General features: G+C 69.1%; 23 protein-coding genes. 19 read left to right on the top strand and 4 right to left on the bottom strand.

Features of this window, described 5'->3' with window-relative positions; all coding sequences use genetic code 11:
- Positions 1-9 precede the first annotated feature (9 nt).
- The 11 genes from rplF (at position 10) to rplQ (ending at position 7524) form a co-directional block, all read left to right on the top strand.
- Entirely contained in the window at positions 10-549 is a 540-nt protein-coding gene (gene rplF / locus ABB55_RS03835) for a 50S ribosomal protein L6 (protein ID WP_054357630.1), read from the top strand.
- 12 nt (positions 550-561) lie between these two features.
- A complete protein-coding gene (gene rplR / locus ABB55_RS03830; RefSeq protein ID WP_054357629.1) occupies positions 562-921 on the top strand; it encodes a 50S ribosomal protein L18 in 360 nt (119 codons plus the stop codon).
- A 61-nt stretch (positions 922-982) separates the two neighbouring features.
- On the top strand, positions 983-1534 hold the full coding sequence (gene rpsE, locus ABB55_RS03825) for a 30S ribosomal protein S5 (protein WP_054357628.1): 552 nt from the start codon (positions 983-985) through the stop codon (positions 1532-1534).
- A gap of 82 nt (positions 1535-1616) precedes the next feature.
- Positions 1617-1808 (top strand): 50S ribosomal protein L30, encoded by a 192-nt coding sequence (gene rpmD / locus ABB55_RS03820; protein WP_054357627.1) that lies wholly within the window; start codon positions 1617-1619, stop codon positions 1806-1808.
- 21 nt (positions 1809-1829) lie between these two features.
- The gene (rplO, locus tag ABB55_RS03815) at positions 1830-2303 is read left to right on the top strand and encodes a 50S ribosomal protein L15 (protein WP_054357626.1); all 474 of its coding nucleotides are present in this window, start codon (positions 1830-1832) and stop codon (positions 2301-2303) included.
- Between the two features lie 210 nt (positions 2304-2513).
- Complete coding sequence (secY, locus tag ABB55_RS03810; RefSeq protein WP_054357625.1) at positions 2514-3848, top strand: preprotein translocase subunit SecY; 1335 nt, start codon at positions 2514-2516, stop codon at positions 3846-3848.
- Positions 3845-4426 carry an adenylate kinase gene (locus ABB55_RS03805; RefSeq protein WP_054357624.1) on the top strand — a complete coding sequence of 194 codons (582 nt, stop codon included), beginning with the start codon at positions 3845-3847 and terminating at the stop codon, positions 4424-4426. Before secY ends, ABB55_RS03805 begins: the two co-directional genes overlap by 4 nt.
- Positions 4427-4725: 299 nt before the next feature.
- Positions 4726-5094 (top strand): 30S ribosomal protein S13, encoded by a 369-nt coding sequence (rpsM, locus tag ABB55_RS03800; RefSeq protein ID WP_054357623.1) that lies wholly within the window; start codon positions 4726-4728, stop codon positions 5092-5094.
- Between the two features lie 105 nt (positions 5095-5199).
- Positions 5200-5589 (top strand): 30S ribosomal protein S11, encoded by a 390-nt coding sequence (gene rpsK, locus ABB55_RS03795; protein WP_054357622.1) that lies wholly within the window; start codon positions 5200-5202, stop codon positions 5587-5589.
- A gap of 247 nt (positions 5590-5836) precedes the next feature.
- On the top strand, positions 5837-6859 hold the full coding sequence (locus ABB55_RS03790) for a DNA-directed RNA polymerase subunit alpha (RefSeq protein WP_054357621.1): 1023 nt from the start codon (positions 5837-5839) through the stop codon (positions 6857-6859).
- Positions 6860-7113: 254 nt separating this feature from the next.
- Positions 7114-7524, top strand: coding sequence for a 50S ribosomal protein L17 (gene rplQ / locus ABB55_RS03785; RefSeq protein ID WP_054357620.1), 411 nt, complete (start codon positions 7114-7116; stop codon positions 7522-7524).
- Between the two features lie 168 nt (positions 7525-7692).
- On the opposite strand, the gene ABB55_RS30185 is transcribed toward rplQ, so the two are convergent.
- Positions 7693-8076, bottom strand: a complete 384-nt coding sequence (locus ABB55_RS30185; protein WP_054357619.1) for a hypothetical protein — start codon at positions 8074-8076, stop codon at positions 7693-7695.
- Positions 8077-8419: 343 nt separating this feature from the next.
- Between ABB55_RS30185 and ABB55_RS03775 the strand changes: the two genes are divergently transcribed.
- Complete coding sequence (locus tag ABB55_RS03775) at positions 8420-9838, top strand: esterase/lipase family protein (protein ID WP_152981913.1); 1419 nt, start codon at positions 8420-8422, stop codon at positions 9836-9838.
- A 106-nt stretch (positions 9839-9944) separates the two neighbouring features.
- On the opposite strand, the gene ABB55_RS03770 is transcribed toward ABB55_RS03775, so the two are convergent.
- On the bottom strand, positions 9945-10328 hold the full coding sequence (locus tag ABB55_RS03770; RefSeq protein WP_054357617.1) for a hypothetical protein: 384 nt from the start codon (positions 10326-10328) through the stop codon (positions 9945-9947).
- A gap of 301 nt (positions 10329-10629) precedes the next feature.
- Between ABB55_RS03770 and ABB55_RS03765 the strand changes: the two genes are divergently transcribed.
- From ABB55_RS03765 to ABB55_RS03740, 6 genes are all read left to right on the top strand, one after another.
- Entirely contained in the window at positions 10630-11886 is a 1257-nt protein-coding gene (locus ABB55_RS03765) for an aromatic ring-hydroxylating oxygenase subunit alpha (protein ID WP_054357616.1), read from the top strand.
- A 7-nt stretch (positions 11887-11893) separates the two neighbouring features.
- A complete protein-coding gene (locus tag ABB55_RS03760) occupies positions 11894-12964 on the top strand; it encodes an FAD-binding oxidoreductase (protein ID WP_244471962.1) in 1071 nt (356 codons plus the stop codon).
- 19 nt (positions 12965-12983) lie between these two features.
- Positions 12984-13283, top strand: coding sequence for a virulence factor (locus ABB55_RS03755; RefSeq protein ID WP_054357614.1), 300 nt, complete (start codon positions 12984-12986; stop codon positions 13281-13283).
- A gap of 96 nt (positions 13284-13379) precedes the next feature.
- Complete coding sequence (locus ABB55_RS03750) at positions 13380-13898, top strand: methylenetetrahydrofolate reductase C-terminal domain-containing protein (protein WP_054357613.1); 519 nt, start codon at positions 13380-13382, stop codon at positions 13896-13898.
- The gene (locus ABB55_RS03745; protein ID WP_054357612.1) at positions 13895-14959 is read left to right on the top strand and encodes a methylenetetrahydrofolate reductase; all 1065 of its coding nucleotides are present in this window, start codon (positions 13895-13897) and stop codon (positions 14957-14959) included. The genes ABB55_RS03750 and ABB55_RS03745 overlap by 4 nt, the downstream gene beginning before the upstream one ends.
- Before the next feature lie 184 nt (positions 14960-15143).
- Entirely contained in the window at positions 15144-15329 is a 186-nt protein-coding gene (locus ABB55_RS03740) for a hypothetical protein (RefSeq protein ID WP_054357611.1), read from the top strand.
- A gap of 15 nt (positions 15330-15344) precedes the next feature.
- On the opposite strand, the gene ABB55_RS03735 is transcribed toward ABB55_RS03740, so the two are convergent.
- Both ABB55_RS03735 and ABB55_RS03730 read right to left on the bottom strand, forming a co-directional pair.
- Positions 15345-16271, bottom strand: coding sequence for a PfkB family carbohydrate kinase (locus tag ABB55_RS03735; protein WP_054357610.1), 927 nt, complete (start codon positions 16269-16271; stop codon positions 15345-15347).
- A gap of 142 nt (positions 16272-16413) precedes the next feature.
- The gene (locus tag ABB55_RS03730; protein ID WP_054357609.1) at positions 16414-18174 is read right to left on the bottom strand and encodes a cation:proton antiporter domain-containing protein; all 1761 of its coding nucleotides are present in this window, start codon (positions 18172-18174) and stop codon (positions 16414-16416) included.
- Between the two features lie 204 nt (positions 18175-18378).
- Here ABB55_RS03730 and ABB55_RS03725 point away from each other — a divergent pair, with 204 nt between their 5' ends.
- The gene (locus ABB55_RS03725; RefSeq protein WP_054357608.1) at positions 18379-21084 is read left to right on the top strand and encodes a cation-translocating P-type ATPase; all 2706 of its coding nucleotides are present in this window, start codon (positions 18379-18381) and stop codon (positions 21082-21084) included.
- The last annotated feature ends 19 nt before the right edge of the window (positions 21085-21103 follow it).

Below are 21103 nucleotides of genomic sequence, written 5' to 3'. Positions count from 1 at the left end.
ACCTTATCCATGTCTCGTATCGGAAAGAAGGCGGTCCCGGTTCCCGCCGGCGTCAATGCCGAGGTTGCCGGCCAGACCGTCAACGTGAAGGGCCCGAAGGGCGCTCTGTCGTTCGTGGTGCACGACCTCGTCGAGGTCACCAAGGGCGACGAAGGCATCGCGGTGAAGCCGCGCGACGAGTCCAAGCAGGCGCGCTCGCTCTGGGGCATGTCGCGCACGATGATCTCCAATCTGATCGTCGGCGTCTCCAAGGGCTTCGAGAAGAAGCTCGAGATCAACGGCGTCGGCTACAAGGCGGCGCTCGCGGGCAAGAACCTCAATCTCTCGCTCGGCTACAGCCACGACGTGATCTATCCGGTGCCGGAAGGCATCACGATCGCGGTCGCCGGCCAGAAGCAGGATCAGATCAGCATCTCCGGCATCGACAAGCAGCGTGTCGGCCAGGTGGCGGCTGAGATCCGCGAATTCCGCGGCCCCGAGCCCTACAAGGGCAAGGGCGTCAAGTACGCCGGTGAGAAGATCTTCCGCAAGGAAGGCAAGAAGAAGTAAGGAGCGGTCATCATGGCTCATGCGTCTACTACGGAGCGCCGTCGCGCCCGCGTTCGCCGTGCCGTGAAGGCCGCGGCCAACGGTCGTCCGCGCCTTTCGGTGTTCCGGTCCTCGAAGAACATCTACGCCCAGATCATCGACGACGTGGCCGGGGCGACCCTGGCCTCGGCGTCGACCCTCGAGAAGGACCTCAAGGGGTCCCTCAAGACGGGCGCCGACGTGGAAGCCGCCAAGGTCGTCGGCAAGCTCCTGGCGGAGCGGGCCAAGTCGGCCGGCGTCGAGCAGGTCGTGTTCGATCGCGGCGGCTACATCTACCACGGGCGCGTCAAGGCGCTTGCGGAGGCTGCGCGCGAGGGCGGCCTCGACTTCTGAGGCATTCCGGGGATCTCAAGCGCGCGCCTTCGTCGGTGCAGCGCGGCAAGGATGATTGACTATGGCAACCCGCGAGCGTGAAGAACGCGACAGCGAATTCGTCGACCGGCTGGTTCACATCAACCGCGTCGCCAAGGTGGTGAAGGGCGGCCGGCGCTTCGGCTTCGCCGCCCTGGTCGTCGTCGGCGACCAGAAGGGCCGCGTCGGCTTCGGCCACGGCAAGGCCCGCGAAGTCCCCGAGGCGATCCGCAAGGCGACCGAGGCGGCCAAGCGCAGCCTGGTGCGTGTTCCGCTCCGCGAGGGGCGCACGCTGCATCATGACGTGAACGGCCATCACGGCGCCGGCAAGGTGATCCTGCGTGCGGCTCCGGCCGGTACCGGCATCATCGCCGGCGGCCCGATGCGCGCCGTGTTCGAGACGCTCGGCGTCCAGGACGTGGTCGCCAAGTCGCTCGGTTCGTCGAACCCCTACAACATGATCCGGGCGACCTTCGACGCCCTCAAGCACGAGGACAGCCCGCGCTCCGTCGCGGCGCGGCGCGGCATCAAGGTGTCGACGCTGCAGTCCCGCCGGCGCGAAGAGGGCATCGACGCGACCAGCGCCGAGGCCTGACCGGGTCGAAGTTTCGAAATCGCCGGGGCCGCTTGAATGAGAGCGGCTCCGTCCCCAGCTGAAGCAACAGGGGTCAAGACCCATGTCGACGACTGACAAGACCGTCACGGTCGAGCAGATCGGCAGCCCGGCCCGCCGTCCCGGCGACCAGCGCGCCACTCTGATCGGACTCGGTCTCAACAAGCGGCATCGCCGCTCCACCCTGAAGGATAGTCCTCAGGTCCGGGGCATGATCGCCAAGGTGCAGCATCTCGTCCGCGTTGTGGACGAGTAAACCGGCCTCGAGGAACCTCCCATGAAGCTGAATGAGATCAGCGACAATCCGGGCGCTGCCAAGAAGGGCAAGCGTCTCGGCCGTGGCATCGGTTCGGGCCTCGGCAAGACCTCCGGTCGCGGCGTGAAGGGTCAGAAGGCCCGCAGCGGTGTGGCCGTGAACGGGTTCGAAGGCGGCCAGATGCCGCTGCATCGGCGCCTGCCGAAGCGCGGCTTCAAGAACATCTTCCGGGCCGACTACAACGAGGTCAGCCTGGATCGTGTCGCGCAGGCGATCGAAGCCGGCCGTCTCGATGCGACCCAGACGGTGACCGCGGAGGCGCTGGTCGCCGCCGGCGTCATCCGCCGCGTCAAGGACGGCGTGCGGCTGCTCGGGCCGGGCGAACTCGGCCAGGCCGTGACCTTCGAGGTCGCGGGCGCGTCGAAGCCGGCCGCCGAGGCGATCGCCAAGGCCGGTGGCGCGCTGGTCCTGCCGGAAGCCGCTGCGGCGGAGTGACCGGTTCGAAATCATCACCGGGGCCGCGGCAGCGCGGCCCCGGTTGCCTGTCGTCACGGATCCGAAGCGTCGTCGTGCCAGCTTGGCGCCGAGGCGGTTCGGGCCGATACGAGGGCGGGAGCGGCATCCGATTCGGTTTTGTGCGGATCGGATCCTGCTCCCGTCTTGCCCTGAAGCGAGCGGGCGCCCTGGAACATCGGAGTGAGGCGAATGGCTTCTGCAGCCGAACAACTGGCAGCTAACCTCAACTGGGGCGCCTTCGCGAAGGCCGAGGAACTCAAGAAGCGGATCTGGTTCACCCTCGGCGCGCTGCTGGTCTACCGGTTCGGCACCTACCTGCCGCTTCCGGGCATCGATCCGGAGGCGCTGTCGCGCGCCTTCTCGAATGCCCAGACCGGCATCATCGGCCTGTTCAACATGTTCTCGGGCGGCGCCGTCGGGCGCATGGCGATCTTCGCCCTCGGGATCATGCCGTACATCTCGGCCTCGATCATCGTCCAGCTGCTGACCACCGTCCTTCCGGCCTTCGAGGCCTTGAAGAAGGAGGGCGAGTCGGGCCGCAAGCAGCTCAACCAGTACACCCGCTACCTGACCGTCATCCTGGCGGTGTTCCAGGCCTATGCGATCGCCGTCGGTCTCGAAGGCTCGCAGAACAGCATCGTCGGCGATCCGGGCGTGTTCTTCCGCATCTCGGCCGTGCTGACGCTGGTCGGCGGCACCATGTTCCTGATGTGGCTCGGCGAGCAGATCACCTCGCGCGGCATCGGCAACGGCATCTCGCTGATCATCTTTGCCGGCATCGTCGCCGAGCTGCCGCGCGCCATCGCCGGCACCCTCGAGCTCGGCCGCCAGGGCGCCATCTCGACCCCGGTGATTCTCGGCATCATCGTGCTGGCCGTGATCGTGATCGCCTTCATCGTGTTCATGGAGCGCGCCCAGCGCCGGCTGCTGATCCAGTATCCTAAGCGGCAGGTCGGCAACCAGATCATGCAGGGGCAGTCGTCGCATCTGCCGCTGAAGCTGAACACCGCCGGCGTCATCCCGCCGATCTTCGCCTCCTCGCTCCTGCTGCTGCCGGCGACGGTCGCCAACTTCCAGGCCGGCCAGGCCGGCGGCTGGCTGACGACCGTGACGGCGATTCTCGGCCACGGGCAGCCGCTCTACATGCTGCTCTACACGGCCCTGATCCTGTTCTTCTCCTTCTTCTATACGGCGATCGTGTTCAATCCGACCGACACCGCCGACAATCTGAAGAAGCATGGCGGCTTCATCCCGGGCATCCGGCCCGGTGAGCGGACTGCCGAGTACATCGACTACGTGCTGACCCGGATTACGGTGGTCGGTGCGATCTACATCGCCGTCGTTTGTCTCTTACCCGAATTCCTCATTTCCTGGACCGGCGTGCCGTTCTATTTCGGTGGTACGTCGCTGTTGATCGTGGTCTCCGTGACCATGGATACGGTGTCGCAAATCCAGGGACATCTGCTCGCCCATCAATACGAAGGTATGATCAAGCGGGCGAAGCTCAAAGGGGGAAGGCGATGAGACTGATTCTGCTCGGGCCGCCGGGCGCCGGCAAAGGCACCCAGGCGTCGCGGCTCGTGGCGAAGTACGGCATCGTGCAGCTGTCGACCGGCGACATGCTGCGCGCGGCCGTCAAGGCGGGCACCGAGGTCGGCCTCAAGGCCAAGGCGGTGATGGATGCCGGGCAGCTGGTCTCGGACGATATCGTGATCGGTGTCGTCGCCGATCGGATCGTCGAGGCGGACTGCGCGAAAGGCTTCATTCTCGACGGCTTCCCGCGGACGGTCCCGCAGGCGGAGGCGTTGACCTCGATGCTGCGCTCGAAGGGCATGAAGCTCGACGCGGTGATCGAGCTCAAGGTCGACGAGGACGCCCTGGTGCGGCGCATGGAGAGCCGGGTCGCGGAGACCCAGGCGGCCGGTGGCCAGGTCCGGGCGGACGACAATCCGGAGAGCTTCAAGAAGCGGCTGACGGAATATCGCGAGAAGACCGCGCCGCTGTCGAACTACTATGCCGGGACCGGCGAGTTGCGAACCGTCGACGGCATGCTGCCGATCGATCAGGTGTCGGTCGAGATCGCGACGATTCTCGGAGCCTGATACCGGTCCGGGGCTCGGAGGGCAGGGGCCCTGCGCAACCGGCGGCAGCGGGACTTCGAACCGGGCCGGGATCCTTGGGGATCGGGGGTCGGTAAGTGGCAAACAAGAGTCCGCGCCGGGTTGACTGCCTTGCGCGGACTCACTATATCCCGACGCTCAATCGCGACGATCGTGCGATCGGCGTCGGACCCTGGAGGGGACCGGCCCCGGTCGGTCGTTCTGTGTGCGGTTCCTTCCGGAGACAGGTCCTTGATGGTGGCGGTCGTCTCCGGACACCGCATCGACTGGAGAGAAATGCCGTGGCCCGCATTGCAGGCGTGAACATTCCGACCAACAAGCGCGTCCTCATCGCGCTGCAGTACATCCATGGGATCGGGCAGAAGAACGCCCAGGAGATCGTGGAGAAGGTCCGCATCGCTCCGGAACGGCGCGTGCACGATCTCTCGGACGCCGAGGTGCTGCAGATCCGCGAAGTGATCGACCGCGACTATATGGTCGAGGGCGACCTTCGCCGCGACGTGGCGATGAACATCAAGCGTCTGATGGATCTCGGCTGCTATCGCGGCCTGCGTCATCGTCGCGGCCTGCCGGTGCGCGGTCAGCGTACCCATACCAACGCGCGGACCCGCAAGGGCCCGGCCAAGCCGATCGCCGGCAAGAAGAAGTGAGGATGACCGCCTTCGCCGGCCGCGCGTGAGCGTCGCCGGATCCGGGGGCGGCGGTCCGACCGCACGAGACCGATCGGGTCACGAAAGAATTCGAGGATCAGCCACATGGCTAAAGAAGCCCAGCGCGTCCGCCGCCGCGAACGGAAGAATATCTCCTCCGGCGTTGCGCACGTGAATTCGACCTTCAACAATACGATGATCACCATCACCGACGCGCAGGGCAATACGATTGCCTGGTCGTCGGCCGGTGCCAACGGCTTCAAGGGCTCGCGCAAGTCGACCCCGTTCGCGGCCCAGATCGCCGCCGAAGAGTGCGCGCGCAAGGCCCAGGAGCATGGCATGCGGACGATCGAGGTCGAGGTCCGCGGTCCCGGTTCGGGTCGCGAGTCCGCGCTTCGCGCGCTGCAGGCGGCCGGCTTCATGGTCACCTCGATCCGCGACGTGACGCCGATCCCGCACAACGGCTGCCGTCCGCGCAAGCGGCGCCGGGTCTGATTCGACGGCGGCCGGGCGCCCGAGGGCGGCCGGCCATTTCTGTACGCGACGGCCGGATGGTCCGGTCGGGCCGGAAATCGAATTTCAAAGGGTGGCCCGTCCGCATGCGGGGCATCCTCCAGGCGGACGGGGCGTCGGATCAACCGGATCCGGCACCGTCCGTCGAGTCGTTCGGAGGGAGTGCCGTCCCGGTGGCGGATACGGCTCCTAAGCCCGAGCGGCCTTCTCGAACCATCGGGTGCGACCCATGACCATTCACAAGAACTGGCAAGAGCTCATTCGCCCGAACAAGCTCGACGTGAAGGCCGGCGACGACGCCCGCCGGATCGCCACCGTGGTGGCTGAGCCTCTGGAGCGCGGCTTCGGCCTGACGCTCGGCAATGCGCTGCGCCGCGTTCTTCTGTCGTCGCTGCAGGGCGCGGCCGTCACGGCCGTGCAGATCGACGGCGTGCTGCACGAATTCTCGTCGATTCCCGGCGTGCGCGAGGATGTGACCGACATCGTCCTCAACATCAAGGAAATCGCCATCAAGATGCAGGGCGAGGGACCGAAGCGCATGGTCGTGCGCAAGTCGGGCCCCGGCATCGTCACCGCCGGCGACATCCAGACCGTCGGCGACATCGAGATTCTCAATCCGGAGCTCGTCATCTGCACCCTCGACGAGGGCGCGGAGATCCGGATGGAGTTCACCGCCAATACCGGCAAGGGCTATGTCGCGGCCGACCGCAACCGCCCCGAGGATGCCCCGATCGGCCTGATCCCGGTCGACAGCATCTATTCGCCGGTCAAGAAGGTCAGCTACCGCGTCGAGAACACCCGCGAAGGCCAGGTGCTCGACTACGACAAGCTGACCCTGACGGTCGAGACTGACGGTTCGGTCAAGCCGGAGGACGCGGTGGCCTACGCGGCGCGCATCCTGCAGGACCAGCTCGCGATCTTCGTCAACTTCGAAGAGCCGCGGAAGGCCGAGGTCGAGGAGCGTCTGCCCGAGATCGGCATCCCGCCGGCGCTTCTGAAGAAGGTCGACGAGCTCGAACTGTCGGTCCGCTCGGCCAACTGCCTGAAGAACGACAACATCGTCTATATCGGCGACCTGATCCAGAAGACCGAGGCGGAGATGCTCCGCACGCCGAACTTCGGTCGCAAGTCGCTGAACGAGATCAAGGAAGTTCTCGCGCAGATGGGCCTGCACCTGGGCATGGAAGTCCAGAACTGGCCGCCGGAGAACATCGAAGAGCTGGCCAAGCGCTACGAGGATCACCAGCTCTGATTCGCCTTTTCCGGTCGGACGCCGTCGCGGTCTCGCATGGCGCCCGGTCGGGCCGGTCCCTGACGGGGCCGCATTCGGAAGACGGCGGGTCCAAGGCCCGGCGACAAGGACTATTCAAACCCGGATGACGCATGCCCGGGGGTGCGACGGCCTTCCCGCGGGGAGGGCCGGGGCTCCGGGGCGCGTCCCCGGTTCCCTAGCGAGGCGCTCAAGGCGCCGCCCGGCCGGGCCGGGCCACCCGAGGAGAGACTTCCATGCGTCACGGCAATTCCGGCCGTCGGTTCGCCCGCACTCACGAGCACCGCAAGGCCATGTTCGCCAACATGGCGTCGTCGCTCATCACCCACGAGCAGATCGTGACGACCCTGCCGAAGGCGAAGGACCTGCGTCCGATCGTCGAGAAGCTGATCACGCTGGCCAAGCGCGGCGACCTGAACTCGCGCCGCAACGCGGTCGCCCAGATCCGCGACGAGAAGGCCGTGAAGAAGCTCTTCGACGTGCTCGGCCCGCGCTACAAGGATCGCAACGGCGGCTACACCCGCGTGCTCAAGGCCGGCTTCCGGCATGGCGACAACGCCGCCGTCGGCGTCATCGAGTTCGTCGATCGCGACGTGTCGGCCAAGGGCGCCGAGGACCGCGCCCGCGCCGAGGCCGCGGAAGGCTGAGGCCACGAAAGGCTGAGGCCCATGAGGGCCGAGGCCGCGGAAGGCTGATCGATTTCCGGTTTCCGGAATCACCAACGGGCGGCCCCAGGGCCGCCCGTTTTGTTTTCCCCTGCGCTGTGTCGACGGGAGCGCTGACGGAGAGGCCGCGCGATCCCGGTCAGCGGGCGCTCAGTAGCTGTTCTCGTAGCGGCCGACGGCGCGGGCATTGTCGTGGCGGGCGCGGGCGCGCTGGGCGGGGGTGACGCAGACATGGTCGCCCGGGAAGGCTTCGCGCCAGACATAGCCGTTGCGGCAGGTGTCGCGGCCATAGGCGCCGCCCGACGGGTTGACGCGGTACTTGGCGGCGAAGTTGTCGGCCTTGGCGCGGGCGCGCTCGGCCGGGGTGACGCAGACGGTGTCGCCGACGAAGGACTCGCGCCAGACATAGCCCTGGCGGCAGGTGTCCGGGCCGTAGGCCCCGGCGGCCGCGGCGGGGCCGGCGGCGGCGAAGATCGAGAGACCGCCCAGGACGGCGGCGGCGACGGCGAGGGAAGCGGAGCGCAGGGTCAGCATGGTCGGTTCTCGCGGGGTCTGGAGGAGAGCGGCGGTTTGTTTCGTCCCGTCCGCTGATGTTTCGAGACTATTGCGTCGCCGCTGAACCGGCTCTGAGACCCGCTTGCAGGATCCGTTAATCGTGATTTTTCTCGGGTCGGTGGTCGGGCCGGGGTGAAACTGCATCCGATGTTGGCCTCCGACGCCGGTCCCGAGGCCGCCCCGTACTCTCAATCCGGTTAGAACGTGCAGAATGACACTATGGGCTGTATGAAATTCAATCCACGCTGTATCCTGTGACCGTTTTGATGGTCTGCGCCGCGCTGCTGGCGGGGCGTCGGCCACCCGGCATCGGGAGGTTTTTATGAGCGCTATCGCAATTCTGCATGGTTGGAGCGATACGTCGTCTTCATTCAAGGGCTTACGGGAATTCCTCGTCGCCAACGGACACCAGGCCAGCGACATCCATCTGGCGGACTACTGGTCCATGCGTGACGATGTCCGGATCGCCGACGTGGCGAGACGGATGGATACGGTGATCGCGGGCATGATCGCCGACAAGACGCTGACGGACCCGTTCGATATGATCGTCCATTCCACGGGTGGATTGGTGGCACGGGAATGGATCGTCGGGCGGATGGAGCGCGGCGAACCCGTTCCGGTGAAGCGCCTGATCATGCTGGCGCCGGCCAATTTCGGGTCGAGCCTCGCCCGGCTCGGCAAGAGCATGCTCGGCCGCGTGATCAAGGGGTGGGGGAGCTGGTTCGAGATCGGCCAGGAAATGCTCAACGGTCTGGAACTCGCCTCGCAATACCAATGGGATTTGGCGCGCCGCGACCTCCTCGATGCCACCGGCGGGCAGGCGGCGGGCCCCTACGGTCCGGGCAAGACGCTCCCCTTCGTGATCACGGGCACGAAGCCCTATACGGAAGCCTTGCGGCAGGTGGTCAACGAACCCGGCGCGGACGGAACCGTCCGGGTCCCGGCGGCCAACATGAACGTCTCCGGCTATACGATCGATTTCACCCATAGTGCCGGTCCCGATACGGAAATGACGGCCAAGCCGTGGACATGGCGTGCCGGACCGGGCGTCGAGATCCCGTTCGCGGTGCTGCCGGATCGCGACCACACCACCATCACGCAGCCCGCATCGTCCTCGGGTGCCGATGGCGAGACATCGGGACGCCTGGCGGCGTTGATCCTGGAAGCGCTCGACTGTACCGATGCCGGATACGCCGCCGTGGCAGCGTCCTGGAAGTCCGTCTCGGATGCGACCGGTGCGCTCGGTGCCGGCGGGGCCGTGCCGGCATTCCCGGATGTGGAGGCAGAATATTTCCATCAGCACATGCAGTTCATCACCCACGCGATCGACAACGCCGGCGATCCGGTTCGCGACTATTTCGTGGAGTTCTTCTCAAGCGCTCCGAATTCGATCAAGGATACGGTCGCCTTTCAGGGCAAGGTGCTGCGCGATTGCGCCAAGAATTCAATCGACGAAAGTTTTCTGTGTTTCTATATCGACCGCGAACTGCTCTTGAGCCAATTCTACAAGGCCGTCCAGGCGAAGTATACGGAGCTGCGGGTGAGCATTTCCGCGGCGGCGCCGGGCGGCAATGTCCGGTATTTCGAAAAGCACAATTCGGCCGGCTATCTCACCATCCACTATGCGGACGGTCCGACTCGGGAGGCGATGCCGATCGACCGTCGCCTCCGCCGCAATGCGACCCACCTCGTCGAGATGCGTCTGCCCCGCAATCTGGATAAAGAGGGCTTCCACTTCTGACACGCGGCGACACCGTCGCCGGTGGGCATGGCGCCATGGCGCTCGAAACGCAAAACGGCCGCCCCGGGGGGCGGCCGCCGCGTCGTGAACCTGCGGGGTCCGTGGATCAGTAGCTGTTCTCGTAGCGGCCGTTGGCGCGGGCATTGTCGTGGCGGGCGCGGGCGCGCTGGGCGGGGGTGACGCAGACATGGTCGCCCGGGAAGGCTTCGCGCCAGACGTAGCCGTTGCGGCAGGTGTCGCGGCCATAGGCACCGCCCGACGGGTTGACGCGATACTTCGCGGCGAAGTTGTCGGCCTTGGCGCGGGCGCGCTCGGCCGGGGTGACGCAGACGGTGTCGCCGACGAAGGACTCGCGCCAGACATAGCCCTGGCGGCAGGTGTCCGGGCCGTAGGCCCCGGCGGCCGCGGCGGGGCCGGCCGCGGCGAAGATCGAGAGACCGCCCAGGACGGCGGCGGCGACGGCGAGGGAAGCGGAGCGCAGGGTCAGCATGGTCGGTTCTCGTGGGGTCTGGAGGAGGGCGGCGGTTTGTTTCGTCCCGTCCGCTGATGTTTCGAGACTATTGCGTCGCCGCTGAATGGGCTCTGAGAGTGGCTTGCAGGCCTCGTTCATCGCGAATTTTTTCGGCCGCCGCGTTCCCCGACCGGTGGCATGACCGTCGTCCCAGGCCGGGGCGCGAAGGCTTTGCTGCACTGCGCGTCGATGCGACCACCCGCGTCGCATTTCGACAACTCCAGGCCGGGTCCCGGTGGCAGTCTGACGGCTCCTCCTCCCTGTTGCTCCCGGATCCGCCATGCTCTCCCGAGCCCCCCTCGACATTCCCCGTCTGATCGCCGAGCGCCGGCGCGGCTACACGCTGGCCGCGCCGTTTTATCGCGCCCGCGAGATTTTCGATCTCGACCTGGAGGTGATCTTCGGGCGGCACTGGATCTTCGCCGGCGTCGAGGCCGAGCTGCCGGAGCCCGGCGACTACACCCGGCTCGATATCGGCCATCTCTCGATCGTCATCGTGCGCGGCGACGACGGCGCGGTGCGCGCCTTCCACAATGTCTGCCGGCACCGCGGCGCGCGGCTGGTGACGCAGGAAGCCGGCTGCGTCGGCAAGCTGGTCTGCCCCTATCACCAGTGGACCTACGAGCTGACCGGCGAACTGATCCATGCCAGCCATATGGGCGAGGATTTCGATCCCAGCTGCCACGGCCTGAAGCCGGTGCATCTGCGCTCGATCGGCGGGCTGATCTTCGTCTGCATGGCCGCCGAGGCGCCCGCCGACATCGACGATCTCGCCGCCGTGCTGGAACCCCGGCTGGCGCCGTTCGACCTGCGCAATGCCAAGGTCGCCAAGCAGGTCGATCTGGTCGAGGAGGGCAACTGGAAGCTCACGATGGAGAACAACCGCGAGTGCTATCACTGCGCGGGCAACCATCCGGAGCTCGGCCAGAGCTTCAACAAATATGCGGTCGGCTTCGTGCCGGATGCCGACGATCTCGCCGGCCAGGCCGAGGCGGCCGCCTATGAGGCGCAGGTCGCCGCACAGGTCGCCGACTGGGAGGCGCGCGGCTTCCCGAGCGTGGCGGTCGAGCATCTTTCCGGCCGGGCGACCGGCTTCCGGACCGAGCGGATCATGCTCGACGGGTCCGGCGAGAGCCAGACGCTCGACACCAAGGCGGCCTGCCGCAAGCTCCTCGGCGGGCTGAGCGACGCCAAACTCGGCGGCCTGCATCTGTGGACCCAGCCGAACAGCTGGCACCATTTCATGGGCGACCACGCGGTCACCTTCTGCGCCATCCCGCTCGATCCGGAGCACACGCTGGTGCGCACCCGCTGGCTGGTGCACAAGGATGCGGTCGAGGGCGTCGACTACGATCTCGACCGCTTGACCGAGGTCTGGAACGCCACCAACGCCCAGGATGCCGCGCTGGTCGAGCTCGCCCAGCAGGGCGTGCGCAGCCCGGCCTACGAGCCCGGCCCCTATTCGCCGCTGACCGAGGGCCTCGTCGACCAGTTCGCCACCTGGTATGTCGAGCGCCTCCGCGCGCATCTCGGGTGACCGGCCGATGAGCGTGAGTGCGACCGCCGCGCCGGCCTGGTGGGATCCGGACATCGACGACCGTCTGATCTGCCGCGCGGTCCTGACCGAGACGGCGGACGTGAAGACCTTCGTGTTCGAGGCGCCGGGCGGCCGGCGCTTCGCCTATGCGCCGGGCCAGTTCGCCAATTTCGAGGTCGAGTGCGGCGGCGGCGTCGAGACCCGCTCCTACACGCTCGCCTCGGCGCCGACCCGGCCGGACCGGGTCGCCATCACGGTCAAGCGCATCCCGGGCGGGATCGTCTCGAACCATCTGCACGACCGGCTGAAGCCGGGCGATGCGATCAAGGTGCAGCTGCCGCTCGGCGACTTCTCGACGGCACGCCATCCGGCGCCGAAATATCTGTTCCTGGCCGCCGGCGTCGGCGCGACCCCGCTGATGTCGATGCTCCGGGCCGAGGACGATCTGGCCGGCGGCGCCGACATCGTCTTCGTCAATGTCGCGCGCCGGCCGGAGGAGCTGGTCTTCCGGCGCGAGCTGGAGGCGATCGCGGCGCGCAACCGGACGGTCCGGCTCGCCCATGTCGTGACCGGCGAGGGCGCGGAGCCCTGGGCCGGCCATCGTGGCCGGCCGACCCGGGCGACGATCGAGGCGATCGCGCCGGATTTCCGCACGCGCGAGATCTTCGTCTGCGGCCCGGACGGCTTCATGGCCTCCGTGCGCGGCGTCCTCGCGGAGGCCGGTTTCGACATGGCCCGCCACCATGAGGAGAGCTTCACCTTCGGGGCGGATGCGGCCGCCGAGGCGGCGGCGGCTCCGGTGGACCCGGCCGAGAAGACCTGGCGCATCACCTTCACGCGCAGCGGCAAGGTGGTGCTGTGCGACGGCACGACGCCGATCCTGACGGCGGCGCGCAAGGCCGGCGTGGTGCTGCCGTCCTCCTGCACCAAGGGCCTGTGCGGCACCTGCAAGTCGAAGAAGCTCGACGGCGAGGTCGAGATGAAGCATTCGGGCGGCATCCGGCCGCGCGAGATCGAGGCCGGCCAGGTGCTGCTCTGCTGCTCAAGGCCGCGCTCCGACGTGACCATCGAGCGATAGGACGGGAGCCGCCGGGACCATGGGCGAGGTGACGATCATCTACTGGCGCGACATTCCCGCCCAGGTGCTGCACGGCTCCGGCCGGCGCGCGACCAAGCGCGAGCTGCCCGAGCGCTTCCAGGTCGCCATCGACATGGCGGCGATGCGCGGCGGGGCGCGCGAGACCGACGCCTATCTGGCCGACTGGCGGCGCGCGCCGATGCCGGCCGATGGCGCCGATCCGGAAGCCATGGTCGCAAATGTGACGGCGCGGATCGAGGCCGAATACGATCCTGAGCGCCTGCGCCGGCTGGTCGAGGCCGGCGGCAAGGAAGCCTGACCGGACCCGCCGATCCCTCCAGCGGCACGGACCGGACCGAACCCCGTCCCGAACCGGCCCGCGCGCACCGTCGCGCCGAGCCTGCCGCGAGGCCCCATGCTGCGCGTTCCCGCCGCCTTCGAACCCCCCGGCAAGCCACCCCGGCCGCGCGACCGTTTCGCGCTGCGCTTCTGGTCGATCCGCCATGCCGGCGGGCTGGCGCGCCTCTACGCGGCCTTCGAGCGCGCGCTGGTCGCCGCCGCGCCGCTCGCCGCGAAGCTCGGCTGGACGCGGCTGGAGCGGCCGGTCGCGGCGGTCGAGCGGACCGTGAAGGGGGCGCTGTTCGACTGCCGCATGTGCGGCCAGTGCGTGCTGTCCTCGACCGGCATGTCCTGCCCGATGAACTGCCCGAAGAACCTGCGCAACGGCCCCTGCGGCGGCGTGCGCGGCGACGGCAACTGCGAGGTCTATCCGGAGATGCCCTGCGTCTGGGTCAAGGCCTGGGAGGGCTCGCGGCTGATGGCCGAGGGCGACCGGATCGGCGACGTGCAGCCGCCGATCGACCATCGCCTGAAGGGCCGGTCGAGCTGGCTGGCCGTGGCGCAGGAGAAGTCCGGCACGGGAGGGGCGGCATGAACCCGCGCCTGCATCCGGAGGATTTCGGCGAGAATCCGTGGGATCCGCTGCCCGCGCTGCCGGGCCACACCTCGCGCGGCCGTCTGGAGCGCGTGCTCCGGCGCGGCGAATTCGCCGTCACGGCGGAGCTCAATCCGCCCGATTCGGCGCTCGCCGAGGATGTCTACAAGCGCGCGGCCGTGTTCGAGGGCTGGGTCGACGCGATCAACGCCACCGACGGCTCGGGCGCCAACTGCCACATGTCGTCGATCGCCATCTGCGCGCTCCTGACCCGGATCGGCTTCTCGCCGGTCTTGCAGATCTCCTGCCGCGACACCAACCGCATCGGCATCCAGGGCAACGTGCTCGGCGCCTCCGCGCTCGGCGTCAACAATGTGCTCTGCCTGACCGGCGACGGCGTGCAGTCGGGCGATCATCCGGAGGCGAAGCCTGTCTTCGACCTGGATTCGACCTCGCTGCTCGCCACCATCCGGCGCATGCGCGACGAGGCGAAGTTCCTGTCGGGCCGCAAGATCACCACCCCGCCGCCGGTCTTCATGGGCGCGGCCGAGAACCCCTTCGCGCCGCCCTACGATTTCCGCCCGCTGCGGCTGGCCAAGAAGGTGCGGGCCGGCGCCCAGTTCATCCAGACGCAATATTGCTTCGACGTGCCGCTGCTCGAGCGCTTCATGGCCAAGGTGCGCGACATGGAACTGGAGAAGCACTGCTTCATCCTGGTCGGCGTCGGTCCGCTCGCTTCGGCCAAGACGGCGCGCTGGATGCGCTCCAACGTCGCCGGCGTGCACATCCCGGACGCGATCATCGAGCGGCTGGAGAAGGCCAAGGACCAGAAGGCCGAGGGCAAGCGCATCTGCGTCGAGATCATCCAGCAGGTGCGCGAGATCGCCGGCGTGGCCGGGGTCCATGTCATGGCCTACCGGCAGGAGGAGTATGTCGCCGAGATGGTCCACGAATCCGGCGTCCTCAAGGGCCGCCAGCCCTGGCGCCGCGACCTGACCCGGCCCGGCTTCGATCTCGACCAGCGCCTGACCGAGAACCTGGCGCGGGCCGGGGAGGGGTAACCTGTCGGCCCTGGTCCGGCGCCCAACCGGCCCTGGTCCGGCGCTCGCGCGGCCGCAGTCCGGCACGCGCCATGGCCGGCGGCGAACCGCTTCCGGGAAGGGAAAATTTACCGTTCCGAACGAGGATCGCGACAGGACGAGGCCGGGGGGCACCCGTCCGGTGCCTCCTCAGTCGGTGAGTCCCATGGCAGGTGCGTTCAACGGTCCGTCGCATGCTTCCGCGTCGGAAAAGGCTGCCCCCGAATGGCCCGTCGGGCGCGTCTGGTTCTGCTTCCTCGACGAGGATGTCGACGACGCCAACCTTCCCTTCGACGCCCCGCCGCCGCGGCTGCGGCGCGTGACCGAGGGGCCGCTGCCGCGGCGGGTCTGACCCGCACTAACCCGTTCAATCCGCCGGATCCCGAAGGAAGGCGTCGAGTTCGGCCCGTGTCGGCGCCCCGGCACGGCCGCCGAAGCGCCGGCATTTGAGGGCGGCCGCCACAGTGGCGAAGCCGAGCGCCTCGGCCTCCGGCCGGCCCTCCGCCAAGGCGAGCGCGAAGGCGCCGTGAAAGACATCGCCGGCGCCGAGCGTATCGACGGCCGTGATCGCCGGCGCGGCCAGATGCCGGATGGCGCCGGCACGGTCGAGCCAGACGACCCCGCGCGCGCCGAGCGTCACCGCCAGGAAGGCATCCGTCATCCGCGCCGCGGCCCTCAGGCCGTCGGCCGGATCGCCAAGCCCGGTCGTCGCCGCCAGGCAGGCCGCCGACAGGATCGCGTGGCTGGGCACGGTCAGTGCAGCCGGCGGCAGGCCATCGGCGCGGTCGCCATCGAGCACGGCGGGGCGGCCTCGGCGGCGCGCGGCGGCGAGGAGCGGCGCGACGAAATCGAGGAAGCGGTCGTCGGCCAGGACCGCATCGGACCCGGCGGCGAGACCGTCCGGATCCGGGATCGGCGGCGGCGGACCGCCCGGCGTCCGCCAGGACAGGACGGTGCGCTCGCCGTCGGCCTCGACGATGGCGGCAGTGACCGGAGAATGCCCGCCGGCGATCACGATCGCCGCGAGGTCGATGCCCTCGGCGGCGAGATCGCGCGCGATCATGGCGCCGACCATGTCGTCGCCGAGCGGGCAGACCAGCCGCACCGACGCCCCGAGGCGCCGCGCCGCAACCGCCGCATTGGCCGCGCTGCCGCCGCCGACCGAGGCGAAATCCGCCGCGACGGTCTTGCTGCCGCGTGCCGGGAAGGCGGCGACACGGTAGATCAGGTCATGGCCGGCCGCCCCCGCCACCACCAGGCGAGGCCGCCGATCGGCATCGGGCGGCGCAGTCATGGTCCCAGTCCCAGTCCCAGTCCCAGTCCCAGTCCCAGTCCCAGTCCCGAGCATGATCGGATCCGAAGGGACCGCGATGATGCTCCGCATGCTTTTGTTCGCACGAGCGTTTTCCGATCGGCAGGGACCGCGCGCCCGCCCGTCACGGCTTCGGCGCGTTCGTCCGCGACTGCTTCAGCATCTGGCGGAATTCGTCGCGCTTGTCGTGGATCGAGGCGATCACCGGTCCCATCGGGACGCCGAGACCGACCAGGGCGGCCTCGGACAGCTGCAGGCTGGCCTCGATGGTCTCCGGCACCGCGTTTGTGACCCCCATCGCGTAGAGCTTGGTAGCGTGGGCCGCGTCGCGGGCGCGGGCGACGATCACGGCTTCGGGCCGCAGGGTGCGGATGACGGTGACGATGTCGTCGACGAGGGTCGGCGAATTCACGGTGACCACCACGGCCCGGGCGGTGTCGAGGCCGCAGGCGCGCAGGAAGTCGGGCTTGGTGATGTCGCCGAAATAGACCGGACGGCCCTTGCGGCGCGCCAGCGTGACGGTGGTCGGGTCGCGGTCGATGGCGATATAGGGCTGGCGGTGGCGCTCCAGCATGGTGCCGATCAGGGCGCCGACGCGGCCGTAGCCGACCACGATGGTCCGCCCGCCGGCCTCTTCCGGCGGGGCGACCAGGGTTTCCGGATCGGCCGGCAGGGCCTGCGCGAGGCGCCGGCCGAGATGGCGGCCGAGCGAGGCCATGGCCGGCAGGGCCGCCATGGTGATCGCCACCACGGTCGGGGCGATCGAGCCGGCGGCCCGCTCGACGATCCCGGTCGTCATGGCCAGCCCGATGACGATGAAGGCGAATTCGCCGCCCGCACCGATCAGCGCGCCGGTCTCGATCGCGGCCGGCCAGGCGACGCCGAAGCCGCGCGCCAGGAGCGTGCAGATCAGCATCTTGACGGCGACCAGCGCGACGGCGAGGCCAAGAATGAGGACCGGGTCGGCGATCAGGCGGCCGAAGTCGATCGACATGCCGACGGAGAAGAAGAACACGCCGAGCAGCAGCCCCTTGAACGGCTCGATGGTGTGCTCGACGGCCCGGCGATACTCGGTCTCGGCGATCAGCAGGCCGGCCACGAAGGCGCCGAGCGCCATCGACAGGCCGGCGGCGGCGCTGGCCACCCCGGTGCCGACCACGACCAGCAGCGTCGTGGCGATGAACAGTTCGTTGTCGCGGGTCTCGGCGACGAAGCGGAACAGCGGCGACAGGACCAGCTTGCCCAGGCCGACGATCAGCGCGATCGCGACACCCGCCTGCACGAGCGCCCAGCCGAGCCCGGCGACCAGCGATCCGTCCCGCCCGGCGCCGAGCGTCTCGACCAGGAACAGGATCGGCACCACGGCGAGATCCTGCAGCAGCAGGATCGCGAAGGTGACGCGGCCGGTCGTCGAGGTCAGGCGCTTGCGCGTCGCCAAGAGTTCCACGACGATCGCCGTCGAGGACAGCGCCAGCGAGGCGCCGATCAGGATGGCGGCGTCGGGCTTGAGGCCGAACAGGCTGGCCAGTGCGGCCAGCACCGCGCCGCTGATCAGGACCTGCAGCAGGCCGAGCCCGAAGACGTAGCGCCGCATGGTGGCGAGGCGGCCGAACGAAAGCTCCAGGCCGATGAAGAACAGCAGGAAGACGATGCCGAGTTCGGCGATGCCGGCGATCTCGTCGGTCTTCTGGATCGTCACCCATTCGAGATAGGGGACGCGGGTGTGGAACTGCCCGAGACCGTTCGGCCCGAGCGCCGCGCCGGCGGCCAGATAGCCGAGAATGGGGCTGACCTTCAGACGGTGGACGATCGGGACCACGATGCCGGCCGTGCCGAGCACCAGCAGGGCATCCTTGAAATGCGTCAGATCAACCTGTCCCGCCATCCGATTCTCCAGGGGTCCGAACGGAGTTTCGCAGTTCGGACGGGCGCATTGAAAGGGCTGCGGGCAGGATGCAATCGATTTGGATGCGGTCGGGCGCCATTTCGCCCGCCGCGGGCACGATCCCGCCGACCACGGGGTCTTCCGGATGGCGCCGCCGGCCGGCGGGGGCGATGGTGGGGCTTCTCCGTCAGCTTGGTGTCATGAATGCCGGTCGAAGACCTCTCCGCCGCTCCCCCCTGGCACCGGCTCACCCCGACCGAGGCCGCCCGCCGCCTCGAAGCCGACGGCGACCGTGGGCTCGACGAGGCCGAGGCCGCCGTCCGGCTCGCCCGCTTCGGCGCCAATCGTCTGAAGCCGGCCGCCGGACGGACGCTGGCGGCGCGCGTCGCCGGCCAGTTTCGCGATGTGCTGGTGCTGGTTCTGGTCGCGGCGGCGGCGGTATCGCTGGCCATCGGGGAGGGGCTCGACGCCGGGGTGATCCTCGCCGTGGTGGTCGCCAATGCGGCGATCGGGCTCGTCCAGGAGGGGCGCGCGGAGCGGGCGCTGGCCGCGATCGGACAGATGCTGTCGGCGGAGGCGCGGGTCGTGCGCGCGGGGCGCGAGCGGATCGTGCCGGCCGAGACGCTGGTGCCGGGCGACCTCGTCGCCGTGGAGGCCGGCGACCGCATCCCGGCCGATCTGCGCCTCATCGAGACCGTCCGCTTCTCCACCGAGGAGGCGGCGCTGACCGGCGAATCCGCCCCTGTCGCCAAGGCTATCGACCCGGCCGCGGATGGCGCGATCGTGTCCGACCGGCATTCGATGGCGCATGCCGGCACCTTCGCGGTCACCGGCCGGGCGCGCGGGCTGGTCGTCGCCACCGGTTCGGCGACGGAGATCGGCCGCATCAGCCGGATGATCGAGACCGTCGAGGCGCTCGACACGCCGCTCTTCCGCAAGCTCCTGGTCTTCGGCCGCTGGCTGACCGCGATCGTGCTGGCGGCGACCGCGCTCTTGTTCCTGGTCGGCTGGCTCGGCGGCACCATGCCGCCGGCCGAGATGTTCATGGCGGCGGTCGGGCTCGCCGTGGCGGCGATCCCCGAGGGGCTGCCGGCGATCGTCACCGTCGGGCTGGCGATCGGGGTCGAGCGCATGGCGGCGCGCGGGGCGATCATCCGGCGCATGCCGGCGATCGAGGCGCTCGGCGCCGTGACGGTGATCGCGACCGACAAGACCGGCACGCTGACCGTCAACGAGATGACCACCGAGCGGATCGTCACCGCTTCCGATCGGATCGCGATCGGCGGCATCGGCTATGCGCCGGTCGGCGAACTGACCGCCGAACATGGCGACAGCGACAGCCAGGAGGTGGCCGCCCTGATCCGCGCGGCGGCACTTTGCAACGACGCCAGCCTGGACGAGAGCGGCGGCCGCTATGCGGCGCTCGGCGATCCGGTCGATGCCGCGCTGATCACGCTGGCGCTGAAGAGCGGGCTCGATCCGGAGGCCTTGCGCCGCGACCATCGGCGCGAGGATCAGGTGCCGTTCGATCCGGCGGCGCGGATCATGATCGTGGCGCTGCGCGAGCCGTCCGGCATGCGCCGGGTGATCGTCAAGGGCGCGCCCGAGCGGCTGCTGGCCTTGGCCGACCGCGAGCGGGTCGGGGGCGCCGAGCGCCCGATCCGACGCGAGGCCTGGTTCGATGCGCTCGACGACATGGCCGCCAAGGGCCTGCGCATTCTCGCCCTCGCCGAGCGGATCGACGGCGGATCGGAGCCCGGCGAGACGGATCTGGGGCTCGACCGCGGCGGCTTCGTGTTTCTGGGGCTCGCCGGCATGCGCGATCCGGAGCGCGCGGAGAGCGCCGCGTCGGTGGCGGCGGCGCGCCGTGCCGGCATCCGGGTGGTGATGATCACCGGCGACCATGCCGCGACCGCCCGCGCGGTGGCGCTGCGGGTCGGCCTGCCGGCCGACGCGACGGTGATCGAGGGTACCGCGCTCGACGGGCTGGCGCGGGAGGAATTCGCCCGGGCGGCGGCCGGGGCCGACGTGGTCGCGCGGGCGACGCCGGAGGTCAAGTTGCGCCTGGTCGAGGCCCTGCAGGCGCAGGGCGAGGTGGTCGCCATGACCGGCGACGGGGTCAACGACGCGCCGGCCCTGAAGCGGGCCGATGTCGGCGTCGCGATGGGCGCCAAGGGCACCGAGGTCGCCCGCCAGGCGGCCGCCATGGTGATCACCGACGACGATTTCTCGACCATCGTCGGCGCGGTCCGGGCCGGACGCGTGGTCACCGACAACCTCGTGAAATCGATCCTCTACATCCTGCCGACCAACGGCGCGGAGGCGATCGGGCTGATCGCCGCCGTGCTGGTCGGCTTCGACCTGCCGATGACCGCCCTGCAACTGCTCTGGATCAACCTGGTCACCGAGAGCCTGCTGTCGCTGTCGCTGGCCTTCGATCCGGCCGAGCCCGACGTGATGCGCCGGCCGCCGCGCGACCCTAAGGCGCCGCTGGTCACGCCGCTGCTGCTCTGGCGCATCCTGTTCGTCTCGGCCCTGATGGGCGCGGCCTCGACCGGGCTCTTTCTCTGGGAACGGGCGCAGGGCGCCGATCTGGCGGTCGCCCGCACGGTCGCGGTCAACGCGCTGGTCGCCGCCGAGATCGCCTACCTGTTCAATGCCCGCCATCCGGCCGCCGCCTCGCTCAATGCCGAGGCCTTCCTGGGCAACCGCCTCGCGCTCCTGGGCACGGCGGTGCTGATCGGCGTGCAGATCGCCTTCACGACCTGGCCGCCCTTGCAGACCCTGTTCGGGACGGCGGCGCTGGACGGGCGCCAGGTGCTGACGATCGCGGCGGTCGCCGTCGTGGTGTTCTTCGTCGCCGAAGCCGAAAAGGCGGTGCTGCGCCGGCTGGTGCCATTTGGCGGTTGACCCGGACCGGCGGTTCGGG

Origin of the sequence: Prosthecodimorpha hirschii (assembly GCF_001305515.1) — a bacterium.
Taxonomy (GTDB): domain Bacteria; phylum Pseudomonadota; class Alphaproteobacteria; order Rhizobiales; family Ancalomicrobiaceae; genus Prosthecodimorpha; species Prosthecodimorpha hirschii.
Note: the sequence above shows the minus strand (reverse complement) of the source record. Positions and strands in the feature narration are given on the sequence as shown.